A 15,009-nucleotide genomic window follows, 5' to 3' on the forward strand; every position below is an offset into this window, starting at 1 on the left:
GTGAACCTCCGTGTGCGGACGAGAAGTCGGACACGCCTTCCCGACAGAGGGAGGTCCGCGACCTGGCGGCAATAACGGCTTCGAACCGTTCGCGACATTCGTCCGCATGCCGGACATGACGCGGTAGCGCCGGCTCGCGACAGCAAGATGCAGGTCTCATCGTCAATGTGGGTGATGCCTTCGGCGATGAAACCAGCCGGTACCAAATCGGAGGGACGAAACTTGGTGCTCATCAGGCTGATTCCATTGTGGAAACCAGCAAAGCATCGTCATTACAACTGCATCAAAACTGAGTCAGAGCCAATTTTGGATGCCGATTGACAGAGATTGTTATTGTCTCGGGAAAATTCGCTTGACTTCCAACCAGCTTCCGGAGCGAAGCGTTTTCATGGCCAAACCGTACGACGTTCATCGCCTGTCAGAAACCCTCGTCCAGATGGCCGCCTGATCGCTACCACGATTTCTCATACACACGTCGCTGCAGTCCACCCTCAAATTTTGCGCAGTGAAGTTTTATTCACCACCCTGAACGAGACTCGTTAGGGTGCCACATGGGGGGGTATTGCCGAGGTAGTGAGGGCGTTTAAGCAGAGCGGCTCGTCGCCAGGTTCTCCTGATGCGGACCCTCCCCCCGTGTCGGCACAAGTTTGTGAGCAAGATCCCTGGTCGCTGACGGTCTCCCCAACAGATAGCCTTGTCCTTCGTCGCAGCCTTCCATCCGCAATACCGACATCTGCTCTTCAGTCTCTATGCCCTCTGCCAGAACAGGAATATCCAGGCTCTTGCCGAGGGCTAGTACGGCTCTCACGATAGCCTTCGACTGCCGGTCCTGCTCAATCCCATCGACAAAGGCTTTGTCCAGCTTGATTTTGTCGAAGGGGAACGACCGCAGTGTTTCGAGCGAGGAGTAACCGCTTCCGAAATCATCGAGCGCCAATCCGACTCCGAGAGCTTTAATCTGGCGGATGATGTGCAGTGAACGAACTTTATCCTTGATCAGTGCAGTTTCGGTAAGCTCCAGCTCCAATCGATGCGGCGGCAACCCTGTCTCAACCAGTATCTCGTGTACCAGCCTCGGCAGGTTGGCATCCATGAACTGGACAGCCGAAACATTGACGGCCACACGGCATGGTGGTTCCCACGCGGCCGCGTCCGTACATGCCCGGCGAAGCACCCAGGCACCAAGTGACCCTACCAATCCATTCTCCTCCGCAACCGGAATGAACTCGGATGGCGAAATTGGACCTAGCTTCGGATGTGTCCAGCGCAGTAGCGCTTCGTATCCATGGATTTCGCTGGTCGAGAGCGACTTCTGCACCTGATAGTGGACATCCAGTTCGCCGTGCTCTATCGCGTGTCGCAATGTTTCCGCAAGCTGCCGCCGCTTGCGTTCCAATGCACCAATTCCGGCGTCGTAGAACAGAAGCCCGTCAAGGGCGGCGTGCTTGGCATGATACATTGCCACATCGGCATTGTTGACCAACTCGTCCAGTTCTTTGGCATCGTCCGGCCAGATGGCGGCCCCCATGCTCGCCCCGACTCTCATCTCCATGCTACCAATACGCATCGGCCGGCTTACGATTTCGGCAAGGCGCTCGGCGAAGGCGGAGACATCGCTTTTAGCGCCACATTTTTTCACTGCTGCGAACTCATCGCCGCCCAGGCGGGCGACAAACTCGTCCTCCTCAAGGCATTGCGCCAGGCGACGTGAGATGATGCGAAGGGCCTCATCGCCGGCGCCGTGTCCGAGCGTGTCATTGATTTCCTTAAAGCGGTTGAGGTCGACGCCAATGACGGCGAATTTGCGGCCTCGTCCTTGGGCTTCATCGAACACTTTACTGATGTGAGTGGAAAAACTGGCGCGATTGGGCAGACCCGTCAAGGCATCGTGGGCTGCCATGTGGCGGAGCTGTTCCTGTGAGTCTGCGCGAACATCTGTGTCAATCAGATAGCTCGCGAGCCCGGAACTGACGACGATCAGGGCAACGATTGTGATGGCGAGGGCGAAGGTGAAAATGGCTGCCGTATCCACCTCGGCAAAACTCTGTGTCAGCGGCGTCACGCGGTAGGCCGCCATTGCCGTGAAATGTAGACCGACAATCCCCGTGACCAAAAGCGCAACGGCCAACCAGAATCGTTGCATCTGCAGCCCCGATCGCCAGACCACGGCTACCGCCGCCGCCGAACATAAGGTTGCGATTAATACTGAGACCAAAATGTAATCAATTCGCCATTCGACGAGTCCAACTACATGGTAGGCGCGCATCCCGGTATAGTGCATAGCGGAATATGTTAAGCCGACTAGTGTGCCACCAAGCAGCGGGAACTTACGCGTCGCTCCCATCCCACTGATAGAGAAACCGGCAAGGAGGCCCAACATCGCGATCATCAGCGACATCAAGGTCATCACCGGGTCGAATGATGCTGGCGCCGGTGGTTCATATGCTAGCATGGCGACGAAGTGCGTTGTCCATACGCCGCCGCCACCAGCGACTGCAGCCAGGAACTGCCAACCGAGCCTCTGCCACCGCGACGCGATCGCTGCCCGGTGCAGTAATCTCAAGGTGATCGCCGCACCGAAAAGGCAAGTTAGAGCCGCGATAAAAACCAGGAGCAAATTGTGTTCATTTGCGATGCAACTTACCACGGTCATCATTGGCGGACGCTTCACCCCGACTTATACGAAGGCCCATATGATGACTTCAGAACTTAAACACTCTCTTACACCTTTGAGACAACAACCGGACGCCTGACTGCATGCATCTTCTCCCTGAAAAGCTCCGGGTGTAACGACGTTGGTGCCGTCTCCCAAACGGGTCGTTGACACCGACTGCGGTGCGTCTGAAGCAGTATTACCGATAACCGATCGGTTATGCGTCAGGCATCATCCATCGCGGCGATCCGATTCAACCCGCCAGTCGGGATTTCCTTCAAATGGCAGGCCGCTCGAGCCCCGTATGGCCCTCAACGTTGCAAAGAATTGGGAGAGCGTCCTGTCCGAGTTCATAAGCTATCTGTTCGCCATCCTCGTTGTCAGCCCGCTCCAGGCCGAGGTATGGGAGCGCTGGCAGGGCGTGTCATCCGCGGAGATCGTGCAAGTGGGACGGGCCCGCATCGCCACGGAGGCTCCCAAGCTTCTCCAACGAGCACGGGAGGATTCGCCTTGGGCTGCTACCAACTCCATCGGTGTCGGGTTTGTTAATCCCGTGATCGCCCCGTCTTAGGCTGGAGTCTGGTTATGCTGCGCCGGGGGCAGTCGGCCAGACGAGTACGTCCGGTGCCTCTCCAGCTCGTGCCTCGGCAGGAAAATAGCCGATGTTTTCGTTGGTCGGGCAGCAACCGCGGAAGTCTAGACCGAATGACAGGAATTTTGATGACGGCCCGAATCGCTGGCCGAACGCTCTTCTGAGATCGTTGCCTTTATAACGGCGGCGAGCTTGTTCTTTCGAAGAAGTGCCATGGTAGCTCGTCTAATGTTTGCGATTTTGTTGCTGGCGATGGTTCCGGCATTTTGTCCTGGATCCAGTTTGCAGCAGAAGTCCCCGGTTTTGCCCTCGACCGGCGCTCATCGTCTTTTGCTTACGCGAAAGTGATCTCGACCACGTCATCATCCACTAACTCGGCTTGCCCGTTGACTATACTTCGACATTTTCATCACAGCCGGTGTATCGTAGACGAGACGAACCGGACCGGAGGTGCTAGCCGGGACGAAGGCGCTTGCATCTCATCGAATGCGATTTCGTAATGCGCTCATAGTTCGCGGCGTTTAAGTAACTTAGACACCTCAGATGCAGGCACTGGGCGTGAGAACAGATATCCCTGCGCTTCGTCAAAACCCTCCGCACTGACCGCATCGAGCTGCGCTTTGGTTTCGACGCCCTCCACGGTCGTTGTTATCCCTAAGCTGCGGCCGATGCCCGCGACAGCCCGGATGATTGCTAGAGATTCCCGCCCTTCAGGAAGATCATTGATGAACCCTCGGTCGACCTTGATTTTGTCGAAGGGAAAGCTGCGAAGGTAGCCGAGTGATGAATAACCGGTCCCAAAGTCATCCATCGCAATTGTGACGCCGAGCCGCCTGATCTGCTGCAGGGTCCGCAAGTTGTTTTCCTCGTCATCGAGCATCACCGATTCGGTAATCTCGAGCTGAAGGCGGGTGGGGGCGAGGCCGGACGCCTCTAAAGATCGCGAAACTGTTGCGGGAAGGTCGCCGCTCTTGAACTGGAGCGGCGATAGATTGACAGATACGCCTACGTCCGTGGGCCAGGCGGTGGCCTGCCGGCACGCTTCATTGAGAACCCATGCTCCTAGCTGCACGATGAGGCCGCTTTCCTCAGCGACCGGAATAAAGTCAGCCGGCGAAATCATGCCTTTCTCGGGATGCCGCCACCTGACAAGTGCCTCACATGAGGTGATTTTTTTCGAGGCAAGCTCTACGAGTGGCTGATAGTGAATCTCGAGTTCTCCACGGATGAGCGCATTCCTGAGCTGCAATTTCAGTTGCTGTCGCGCCTGAAGGTGTTTGTCCTTTCCGGGTTCGAAGAACCTGTATTTTCCTCGGCCGTCGGCCTTTGCACGATAAAGCGCGACGTCTGATGCCCTTACCAGCTCATCCACCGTGCTCGCGTGTTCTGGTCCTAGCGCGATACCGACGCTGGCGCCTATGGTCGCCGAGACACCGTCGAGGTCAAAGGGTTTCTCTAGCGTACCGATGATGCGCTCGGCGAGGATCCTCAGACGGTCTCGACTAGGAAGAGATGGCTGCACAACCACAAACTCATCCCCACCGACGCGTGCCACTACGGCAGTGTCTTCAGCACACGATCTTAGACGTTCGGAAACTTGACGCAGCAGAGCATCTCCCACTGGGTGGCCATAGGCATCGTTCACCGTCTTGAACCCGTCTAGATCAAGCGCCAGAAGAGCTACACCTTTTCCCTCCTGCAAACTTTCCAGTTCCCGGTTGAGCCGCTCGCGGAAACACAGCCGGTTCGGCAGGCCCGTAAGCGCATCGTGCCTCGACATGTGCAGGATCTGGCTCTGCGCCTGAACCCGTTCCTGCTCGGCCTTGCGCCGATCGGAGATGTCACGAAAGAAAACTGAGAGCCCATCGGCCGAGGGCGAGGCATGTACTTCAAGCCAAAGGTTGAGCGAGGGAGAATACTCCTCAAAAGTGACCGCTTCGTTTTCTGCTAGCGCTCGCCGATAGTGGAAGGCGAACATGCTGTCTGCTTCCGCTGGATAGAGAGTCCAGATATCCTTGCCGATGACCTCTTCACCGAGATCAAGCAGGCGCATTGCCCTTGAATTCATGTATGTCAGACGCCATTCACGATCGAGAACGATCACGCAGTCCATGGTACTTTCAAGCACTGACGATAGCCGCCGAGCTGCCGTCTCGGCCGCATGCCGGGCGTCCTCAGCTTCATTGCGTGCGGTCTTTGCCTCCGTCACGTCACGCCAGATCGTCAAGATACGAACCGGCTTGCCCTCCGAGCCAAACACTGGCGCGACTATAACGTCCATGCAATGCTTTTTACCGTCGTGAGCGGCAATTACAGTTTCAAAGCGCGCCGTCTCTGCCGCTCTGACCCGGTCAAAGGCGGAAACAACCTTCGATATGTCGGAGGCGGCAACGATTTTGTCCCAGCGCATCTCGTCCAGGGGAGCGTCGGGAGCCAGGCCGAAAAGCTGGCGTCCTGCCCGGTTCATGAGAACCAGATTGCCCTCGAGATCCATCAACCGGATGCAATCCGGGCTGCTGTCGAATATGCTACGAATGAAGGTTTCGCTTTCCTCCAGTGCCAACTCGGCAGCATGGCGTTCTGAGATGTCGAGCACCGAGCCGGCGAAGCCAATGAGGTCACCATTGGGCGTCAGTCGTGGCTCGCCAAGATCGATTACCCACGCCCAAGTTCCATCCCTACGGCGCAGGCGGTATTCCACACGTGTAGGTGCCCGGTTTTGTACCGCTTCGACAAACGCAGCCCTCACGCTGTCACGATCCTCGGGATGAATCGCATCCAACCATCCTGACCCCAGCGCCTCGTCGCTCGACTGCCCTGTAGTTTCGGACCAACGGCGGTTCAGATATGTCGTCTCGCCCTTGGCGTCGGTCATCCAGATCATCACCGGCGTGCTGTCCGCAATGAGGCGAAAACGAGCTTCGCTTTCACGAACCGCTTCCTCGGCGTTCTTACGCTCATCAATGTCTTCAAGCAGGCCGTACCATCGGCTAATTGCCCCGTCCTCATCTCGGCGCGGCGCTGCACGATTGCGGACCCACCTATAAGCCCCGGTAGCGCTGCGTATACGACACTCCACGTCAAAACGGGTGCCGTTTCGGATTGACGCTAGCCATCTCCGTTGCACTTCGGGTAAATCCTCTGGGTGGATGCTTGTTGCCCATCCCGAGCCGAACGCGTCCTCCGGTGCGTGGCCAGATATCTCGCGCCAAGTGGGCCTACCTCTTCGACCTCCCCGTCTGGAGTGGCAACCCACGGCACCTGAGGATGAAGTTCGATCAGCGAGCGATAATGTTCCTCGCGAGCGCGAAGGGCTCGCTCGACATTACGCAATTCGGTCACGTCGTTAATGACGGCAACGACCAGCCTCCACGGAGCAGCCGAAGCCGGCAGTGTTACGCAGTGTTTATGGGTAACAAGTGCCCTCCGTTCTCCCCGAGGCGTCGCGATTGTTTCCTCGAATATCCGCTCTCGTCCAGTCCTCAAAATCTCGCGGTCGACGGCGATGATTTCGTCAGCCTCCTCTTTGGGCAAAAAATCATGGTCTGATCGTCCGGCGATGTCATCTGGCTTACAGCCCAGGAGGGCGCAGGCGGCTGTATTGAGATATACAAAACGGGAATGCTCATCTTTGACGATGACCGGGTTGCGAAAGCCGGCAAAGATCGCTGAGACAATATCGAGCGTTTGCCCGCTTCCCGTATGATGTGTGGACGAGGATAAAAAAGGCATCATACACCTGCAGTCGCGAAGCTCAGTATTACGCCCAACGCGGTAGCTCGCGTTTGGGTTCAATTACAGACCCCGACCCGCCTTGCGGTTGCTTTCGAGCCGCGCAATGCAGCCGCTGATTTTCGCCATCAAAAGATCAAGATCCACGGGCTTCGTTAGATAGTCGTCGGCGCCAGCTTTCAAGCCATTCAGCGTGTTTTCCTTATCCGTCATGGCCGTCAACATGATGAACGGGGTATTGGAGAATTCCGGATGATTGACTTGGATCTCAGCCAAAAGCTCGTGCCCAGTCATCACTGGCATGGAGACGTCGCAAACGACGATGTCTGGCCACGCGGTCAATATCTTCTCCAATCCCTCCCGTCCGTTCGCGGCCTCCAGGGTCTTTAGCCCAGCATCCTGAAACTCCTCGATCAGGAGTTTTCGAATTTCGGTCTCATCATCGATGCAAAGAATAGTCGTCATCTTGCCTCCACCTCTTAGGCTGCCTCCTGTTCCAATCTCGGATGGTGATCCACTGGAAGCGAGATCGTAAAGGTCGTCCCTTTGCCAATCTCACTGGTGACCGAGATTGTTCCACCGTGCAGCTCGATGATTTCGCGCACGATATTCAGTCCGATACCCGTGCCTGCGATTCCCGTTGCACTACGGGCTCTGAAATATGGCTCGAAAAGACGTGGAAGGTCGTCAACATCCATGCCGATGCCCGTGTCACGAACGCTCACCTTTGCCCAGCCATCCTCCTGCCAGCCGCGAATATAGATATCCGACGAGTGAGAAGAGTACTTCACGGCGTTCGAAAGGAGGTTCGATACGACGCGATCGACGGCGTCTCGATCAAAATGCATCGATTGAGGAAGGGACGTGACGTCAACATGGATGTCGTGGGTCGCGCTGATGTCCCGTCTGCGCTTAACTGCTTCGTCTATTACCGTGGCCAATGAACACGGTTGCCTGTCAATCGCAATCGTACCCGTTCGCAACCGTCCGGCAGCCAAGATGCTTTCCATCAGCTCGACCATCCGAGCGACAGCCCCTTTTATCTGCGCGGATTTTTCGAAGAGATAGTCGCTGGTGACCGCTGTCTTCGTCCGCGTCAATCGCTGGGCCGCGCTGTCAATGATCGCAAGTGGCGTGCGGAATTCGTGGGAAATCATGGCCACGAAGCGGCGCTGCAACGCGTTGACCTCGCGTTCCTGCTGGAGCAACCGGTCGAGTTCGGCATTTTTCCTGCTGACTTCTGCAGTCCTTGCCTCGACCAACTTCTCTAGTTCGTCCCGATGTTCAATCAGACTCTGTTCGCTTTTCCTTAGCGCGTCCAACGCGAGCCGCCGCTCATGGACGTCTTCGAGCAAGCCGTACCATCTGGTGATCTTGCCGGTTGGTGATCTTTTCGGCGCCGCACGACTGCGAAACCAACGAACTTCCCCACCTACATTAGCGACGCGGAACTCGATGTCGAGCGGAGCGCCTGTCTCCACCGAGCGTGCCCAGTTTTCTTTCACTGAGAGAAGGTCTTCTTGATGAACGGAGCTTTCCCACCCCGAGCCGGCGGCTTCGTCACGGGACCTCCCTGAAAGGTGCTCCCATTCGGCCCCAACTTCGATGATCTCCCCGGCGGCATTGGCTAACCAGGGAGTTTGAGGATGGAGTTCGATCAGCGATCTGTGATGCTCTTCGCTTGCCCGAAGAACGCGCTCTGCCTTCCGCAACTCGGTGACGTCCTGAAAGTCCACGATCAGGAATTCCTGTACTGTGTCGTCAAAAGCCAGACAAACGCGCCGTTTGTGGGTTTTGAGGGTGTGGGGTGAGCCGTCCCGCCCAGTAATCACCTCTTCGAAGAATTTTTCCTCTCCGGTTTCGAAGATCTGAATGTCCATGGCTCGGATCGCATCGGCCTCAGCCTTGGGCAGAAAGTCATAATCTGTTCTCCCGACAACGTCTTCCGATCGCGCGCCTATCAAATCGCAAGCTGCGTCGTTGAGGAAGAGGAACTGAGATGCGCTGTTCTTGACGATGATCGGATGCGGCGCCTTCTTGAAAATCTCCGCTAGCACATCCTGTCTGGGCAAAGCGTTAGGCAGTTCAGTACGTGCTGCAGTCATAACTATTTCCTTGCACTCGCCGCGTGTTGGATCAAAGATGCGGGTCGTCGTCTTTCTGACTACCAAAGGAATATTATGTTCCGCTCAACTAAGCCGCTAAAACTTTAGCGTCGGCTATTCGACCGGGTACCCCTGCTGCGTCGCTTTTTCGCCGCGAGCGAACTTTTCCTCAGACACCTCCTTGGCCAACGAGTGTAAGTGGAGGCGGAACGGGCGACCAGTTTTCATTTCTATATCATACTAACGGCCGACTTGATCGTTCACGCTCGACGGAGCTTAATAAGTTTCTGAGAACCTGGGGTTTTGCCCCAATCAGCAATCTCAGCCGCCGGCGCGCCAGAAGCGCCGGCCGTCTTGATTGCAGTGGACATTTGCTCTAATCTTTTGAAGCCTGTTCACCCCTTCTGCGACCCAGCGCAAAGTCCCTGATCCCTAAGCAGCACAGGGCAATCTTGGGTTTAGGGTAACGGCCCCGCACGGGACAGCGCGCCGGCCCTGTCGTTTGAGCCGAAGCGGTCCATCTATTCTGAACAAAAATCATGAACGCACCTGCGGACAGAAACATCGACGCTAACGTCTTCATGGTGGAGATCGAGGATGCAATCCGCGCCATACCCGAAATCAACGAACCCTGGGCCGCCCTGGAGCATTTTGAATGGCTGGGTCGCGTAGAAGCAATCCTTGAGCATCCAGCCGTCAACATGCAGGCAGAAGCGCGAGCCTTGATTCGAGAAGCCCTTGGCAACAAATCAGAGAGCACAGCTCGAAGCCAACTTCTAATCCTGCTAAAAAGCGCAAAAACCGCCTCCGGTGATAGTTGGCAGCCAATCCTGATGTGGCGGACGGCCTCTGCTACCGGCACCGCAATGCGCCAAAGCGGCCATCCACTACATCCGGTCAGGGCTTTAGATTGAAGGCGCTGAAGGACCGCTCCGCCTATAACGGCGATCAATATTTGGGGAGATTCGGTTGGAGGGGCCTTCAAGAAAGGCATTGGCGCTGAGGTGACCTATTCGATGGGATGAAAAGGAATGGACCACTGAACGCGGGATACACGCAGACGGCGCCTCGAGGCGGCACGCACCGTCGAGGAGTTTTGGGACGGAATGAAAAACGAGAACGACATAATAGGAGCAGACGCCATCATCATGCCGAAATTGACCTGACGCTGCTGCTTCTTTTCCGCGAATGATGATTACAGTATCTCGGTGTGTATGGACAAGATTGAGCGCGACAACCTGATCGTGAAGATGGCTGCTCTCGGGGTGAAGCCTAAGGTGATAGCTGACGAGATAGGCATTCCGCTGTCGAGGGTAAAGAGTGCCCTCTCTAGCCACCAGTTCTGCATAACACCATTTGATCCACCACAAGGCATGAGTGTGAAAACTGCATGGCGGATATACGTCACTTTGGGCGATTGGCCATCCGATAAAACGATGGAGAAGCTCGCTGGGCGAATGGAGCAATTCATGCAAGCGCCCGGTACACGCCTGAAAGATTGGGACGAGTATCGCATGTGGCTGGCCGGCAGCGGATATCTCTGAGGGAGCAGCTGAGAATTGAAAAACGATTGCATGAATGTGGATGGCGGGAAACTTCAAAGCGGGAATCGAAGATATCATCCGAGCAATGCTCGACATTCATTATCGAGGGGTTGGCCGGTGAGCACCTCGAAGGGCTAGATGGGGTAAGAGAAGTACTTCGAACATCCGGACCGCTATCGTTACAGTCGCTACTGTGACCCTTACCGCGGCTGAGCGATGAAGCTGCCCGTGACGATGCGGCAGGATCATACGGCCGGCGACAAGCTGTTCGTCGACTATGCCGGCGACACGGTCACAGTGATCGTGGATCGGCTGTCGGGCAAGACACGGCAGGCGCACCTGTTCGTGGCGGTTCTGGGAGCATCGAGCCTTTCGTATGCGCAGGCACGCTGGAGTGAGGCACTTCCCGACTGGATCGAATGCCATATCCTGGCGCTGGAGTTTTTTGGCGGTGCGCCACCTTGCTGGTTCCCTACAATGCCAAGGTGGCGATCATCAAGGCCTGCCACTTCGACCCCCGAGTCAACCGGACGTATTCCGGGATGGCGGTTCACTATGGCAGTGCCATTTTACCGACGCGGCCGCGACGCCCGCGCGACAAGGCGAAAGTGGAAGCCACGGTTCGGATCGTCGAACGTTGGCTATTGGGCCGCCTGCGCCATCGCACCTTCTACAGCTGGCTGAGGTCAATGCGGCGATCGGCGAATTGCTTCACGACCTGAACGATAAGAGGGTCCTGCGCCGGGCCGGTGCCAAGCGCCGCCAACTGTTCGAAGACCTTGATCGTCCGGCTTTGCGACCACTGCCTCTCGAACGCTATGTGTTTGCCGAATGGCGTATCCGACGGGCCGGTCTGGATCACGTCGAGATCGAGCGGCACTACTATTCCGTTCCCTATCGCTTCGCTCGAGAGCAGGTCGAGGCGCGGATAACCGCCAATACGATCGAGATCTTCCACAAGGGCGAGCGGCTTGCTGCTCATCGACGCTCCAGCGGCAACGGCAAGCATGCGACGATCCCTGATCATAAGCCCTCAGCGCATCGCCGCTTTGCTGACTGGACGATCGAACGCATTCGACGCGAAGCCTCTGCCATTGGGTGGGATGTTGCGCTGCTGTGCGAGCGCATCCTCGCCGACAGGCCGCATCCTGAACAAGGCTTTCGAGCTTGCCTCGGGATTATCCGCCTCAACAAGAGCTTTGGCCGCGACAGGGTCAATGCCGCTTGCGGCCGTGCGCTGGAGATTGGAGCCCGGACATATGGCTCGGTGCGCTCCATCCTCGACAATCACCTTGACCGAACGGCTGCCTCGAATAGAGCGGCGTCGCATGGACCGGTCCATCACGAAAACATCCGCAGACCCCGCTATTACCACTAAGGAGAACGAAGATGCTTGCTCATCCAACACTCGACAAACTGAACGCCATGGGCGCGGCCCGGCATGGCAAAAGCCTTGGCGAACCCAGCGGCAACGGCGAAGCCGCAACATCTCTCGCATGCTGAATGGCTCGGATTGCTGCTCGAACGGGAGTGGAGTTCCCACTACGATCACAAGCTTGCTGCACGCCTCAGCTTCGCCAAACTGCGCCACCAGGCGACGCCGGAAGATGTCGATTATCGCAGCGAACGCGGCCTTGACCGCGCGCTCTTCATGAAATTGCTCGGCAGCGACTGGATCAGTGCTCATGACAATCTGGCATCTGCGGCCGCTCGGGTGTCGGAAAGAGATGGCTGGCCTTTGCGCTTGGCCCCAAGGCTTGCCGAGACGATCGTACCGTTCTCTATCAGCGTGTTCCGAGACTATTCGCCCAGCCCGCACTTGCGCGTGGTGACGGCAGACCTTCGGTCCTTCGAAAGAGCAGTTCAGCCTTCTGGAAAGACTGCCAGGCAGAGGAAGGCAAGGGCTGCTGAAAGGCAGCTTGCCAGAGCGAGAGGCCACCAACCAAGGCCAAGGAACGGCGCAGCGATAGCGGTACCTGCCGCCGTGAATCCCAAGATGCCTGCCACAACCAGTGCAGCGCCACGAGAATGATCGCCCTTAGAAGCTACTATGGCCTGATGAAAGCCTATCGGACCCCGCAGACCGAATGCCCCATTGGTGATGGCCCAGATGGGCACGATGACAGCAAGGCTGCTTCCACCGAACTGAACATAGGCAAGGATCAGCAGGAAGGCAGTGAGCAAGACTCCCGTTCCGAGACAGATCATGCGCTCGATCCCGAACTTGTTGGCGAGTGTGCTGGAAAGATTGGATGCCAGAATAAAGATGGCTATTCCGCAAATCTGCAGAAGGATGAAATCCTCAATGCCGCCACCCATGATCTCTGTCATCACGACCGGTGCGCCAAAGACGAAGATGAGGATTGCGGCGAGGGAGAAAGCCTGGCTCAGCGCGTGCCGAAGGAACACCCCGTCCCGCAGGATCGATAGGTAGCTGCGGTGCGTTTCGAGAGCGACGGTCCGATCCGGAAGCGAGTGGCTGTAGACCACGCAGGCAATGGCGCAGAAGATCGCAAAACCTCCAAGAACCAGGAAGGATGTTTCCCAGCCGCCCACGCCGAGCAGGAACGCCCCTGCCACCGGGGCAAGCGCCGGGGTAAGAGATTCGATCGAGCCAAGTCGTCCGAACATTCCGGCCGCTTTGTCACCCGTGAAGAGACCCTGGATGAAACCTGGCGCAAATACTGCAGGACCAGAGCCGAAAGCTCCTTGAGCGAACCTGAACGCCACCAGCCACTCCAGCGTAGGCGCGAATGCTGCCAGGATGGAGGTGAAAGCAAATAGGGTCAGCGACCAGATCAGGAGTCTGCGAGGCGAATATCTCGCGCCGAGTTCACCGAATGTCAGCAGACCCACGAGCGTTCCTGCGGCATAGGCTGCCAGCACCATCTGGGCTAAAGCGGGCGTGCCGTCCAATTCGCGTGGCATCGTGGGAACCGCGGGAAGGACGAGGTCAGTTCCGGCGATACCAAGAATTGTGCCAAACGCAATAAGCGAGAACATGAAGGCGGGCGATGCAGATCGGATCATGGCCCCAAATACCATAGGGGAAAAGTCGGACCTATCACCTGGCACTTATGGGATCGAACAAATTGGTTGATGAATGTCTGGGTGTGTGCCTCTCTGGTAGCCTCGGTGAGGGGGCCGTATTCTAGCTTTGTTTCGCTTACCATTGTCTTCCCGTCCTCGGTCCGCGAGAAGATAGTATTCGACCGCTATGAAGCAACCAAAAGATTGATTTTGGCCAAATATGGCGCACTCTGCGATCCTCATCCCATCCTTTTGAAAGTGCCAACCGCTTTCCTGGCAATTTATTTTCCCTACACACCCGACCCCTCTGTTCATCCACCCGGGAACATTTTTATGCTGCCACCGCGCCCGGCGCGTTCCCGGGACAAGGGAGCTTGCTAATGCTAAGTGATTGTTTGCAGCCGCTCCTCGAAGCGTTCTCCTTCCAGATGAGGTTGCAACGCTACAGCCGATTTTCGACCAAACTTGCTGTACCCTGGGCATCCAGAAGACGAGTGCTCAAGCCGACCGATTGGCGGCCACATTGGTCAATCTCTACGAGCGCGGAGTTCGGACGGAGGACCAGTTAGCCGCCATGGTCGATATGATCGACTTCCTCTAATTACACCCTTCGGCGTAGTTGATCCTTCGGGCTCCATAAGCGTAAATTTCGGGCATAGGTCGGGCAGAGAAGAGCCCCGGCTGCGAAAGCCCGCGCTTCTGGGGATTGACGCGGGCTTTCCACTTTCCAACCACTTGTGGCGATTATGATGGGAGTTCTATCCACCGTCCGGCCTCGCGCCTCTTCAGGGTCAGGGCAAGAAGTCCCGGGGTAACTGGCTCAAAATGTAGTCGGCCCTTCGGGCGACCGAAGTTTTGGGGAGCAACCGAACTCTGTAGCCGAGTGACGGGTATAGGTTCATGAGACGATCATACTCGGCAACCGCTTCCTCCAAACCGTGCCGTCGCTCTGAATCAGCCTGGTACAATTCCGGCCAAGGCGGGGTCATGAAAACATCTACATGAAACCGGTTTGCAGCAATGAGGTCCACCCGCATTGGCTCCCCGGTCGCATGATGTAAACCTGCAACGGCATCAATAAGCCCCCGGTCAAAGAACGTCACGGAGGGTCGCCTTGCCGCAACCGCTAGGTCTTGAAGTGCCGTTTCGATTGCTCGTTGTGCGAAAGCGGCCATGTTAACCCATGGCAAAGCTTCTCCGCCGGCTTCGATCTGCTGCTTGACGATACGACGCCCGGGTTCCTCAGCAATGGCGAAGCCTCGCTCTTGAAGTTCTCCAAGCAGAGTTGATTTTCCACCGCCTGAACAGCCAGAGACAATAACATATCGCGTCATGACTTTTCCTCGACCTCCA

At 56.8% G+C, this 15,009-nt stretch carries 10 protein-coding genes and 3 pseudogenes; 5 read left to right on the forward strand and 8 right to left on the reverse strand.

Going from position 1 to position 15,009, the window contains the following annotated elements:
• Both EDE05_RS27435 and EDE05_RS19775 read right to left on the reverse strand, forming a co-directional pair.
• Positions 1–233, reverse strand: a 233-nt coding sequence (locus EDE05_RS27435; protein ID WP_208325229.1) for a transposase family protein, incomplete at its 3' end; no start/stop codon positions are given.
• A gap of 350 nt (positions 234–583) precedes the next feature.
• A complete protein-coding gene (locus EDE05_RS19775) occupies positions 584–2,656 on the reverse strand; it encodes a bifunctional diguanylate cyclase/phosphodiesterase (protein WP_134102446.1) in 2,073 nt (690 codons plus the stop codon).
• Between the two features lie 337 nt (positions 2,657–2,993).
• On the opposite strand from EDE05_RS19775, the pseudogene EDE05_RS27525 reads away from it, so the two are divergent.
• A pseudogene (locus tag EDE05_RS27525) lies at positions 2,994–3,206 on the forward strand (hypothetical protein); the annotation flags it as partial.
• A gap of 544 nt (positions 3,207–3,750) precedes the next feature.
• On the opposite strand, the gene EDE05_RS19785 reads toward EDE05_RS27525, so the two are convergent.
• Genes EDE05_RS19785 through EDE05_RS19800 form a run of 4 tightly spaced genes read right to left on the reverse strand, consistent with a single transcriptional unit; the run spans position 3,751 to position 9,082 of the window.
• A complete protein-coding gene (locus EDE05_RS19785; RefSeq protein ID WP_348631520.1) occupies positions 3,751–6,372 on the reverse strand; it encodes an EAL domain-containing protein in 2,622 nt (873 codons plus the stop codon).
• Positions 6,354–6,980: a PAS domain-containing protein gene (locus tag EDE05_RS27290; protein WP_134102452.1), complete on the reverse strand. Its 627-nt coding sequence runs from the start codon at positions 6,978–6,980 to the stop codon at positions 6,354–6,356. Before EDE05_RS27290 ends, EDE05_RS19785 begins: the two co-directional genes overlap by 19 nt.
• A 60-nt stretch (positions 6,981–7,040) precedes the next feature.
• Positions 7,041–7,442 (reverse strand): response regulator, encoded by a 402-nt coding sequence (locus tag EDE05_RS19795; protein ID WP_105386524.1) that lies wholly within the window; start codon positions 7,440–7,442, stop codon positions 7,041–7,043.
• Positions 7,443–7,456: 14 nt separating this feature from the next.
• Positions 7,457–9,082 carry an ATP-binding protein gene (locus EDE05_RS19800; protein WP_134102455.1) on the reverse strand — a complete coding sequence of 542 codons (1,626 nt, stop codon included), beginning with the start codon at positions 9,080–9,082 and terminating at the stop codon, positions 7,457–7,459.
• A 539-nt stretch (positions 9,083–9,621) separates the two neighbouring features.
• Between EDE05_RS19800 and EDE05_RS19805 the strand changes: the two genes are divergently transcribed.
• The 4 genes and pseudogenes from EDE05_RS19805 to EDE05_RS19820 all read left to right on the forward strand — a co-directional run.
• Positions 9,622–9,996 carry a hypothetical protein gene (locus EDE05_RS19805; RefSeq protein WP_134102458.1) on the forward strand — a complete coding sequence of 125 codons (375 nt, stop codon included), beginning with the start codon at positions 9,622–9,624 and terminating at the stop codon, positions 9,994–9,996.
• A gap of 300 nt (positions 9,997–10,296) precedes the next feature.
• The gene (locus EDE05_RS19810; RefSeq protein WP_134102461.1) at positions 10,297–10,626 is read left to right on the forward strand and encodes a hypothetical protein; all 330 of its coding nucleotides are present in this window, start codon (positions 10,297–10,299) and stop codon (positions 10,624–10,626) included.
• A gap of 162 nt (positions 10,627–10,788) precedes the next feature.
• A pseudogene (gene istA / locus EDE05_RS19815) lies at positions 10,789–12,004 on the forward strand (IS21 family transposase); the annotation flags it as partial.
• A gap of 11 nt (positions 12,005–12,015) precedes the next feature.
• Positions 12,016–12,486: pseudogene (locus tag EDE05_RS19820) on the forward strand (ATP-binding protein); the annotation flags it as partial.
• A gap of 3 nt (positions 12,487–12,489) precedes the next feature.
• Here EDE05_RS19820 and EDE05_RS19825 read toward each other — a convergent pair.
• Entirely contained in the window at positions 12,490–13,671 is a 1,182-nt protein-coding gene (locus tag EDE05_RS19825; RefSeq protein WP_166675483.1) for an MFS transporter, read from the reverse strand.
• Between the two features lie 776 nt (positions 13,672–14,447).
• Positions 14,448–14,990 (reverse strand): AAA family ATPase, encoded by a 543-nt coding sequence (locus tag EDE05_RS19830; protein WP_134102467.1) that lies wholly within the window; start codon positions 14,988–14,990, stop codon positions 14,448–14,450.
• Between the last annotated feature and the right edge of the window lie 19 nt (positions 14,991–15,009).

This window comes from Neorhizobium sp. R1-B, assembly GCF_004368875.1.
Taxonomy (GTDB): domain Bacteria; phylum Pseudomonadota; class Alphaproteobacteria; order Rhizobiales; family Rhizobiaceae; genus Neorhizobium; species Neorhizobium huautlense.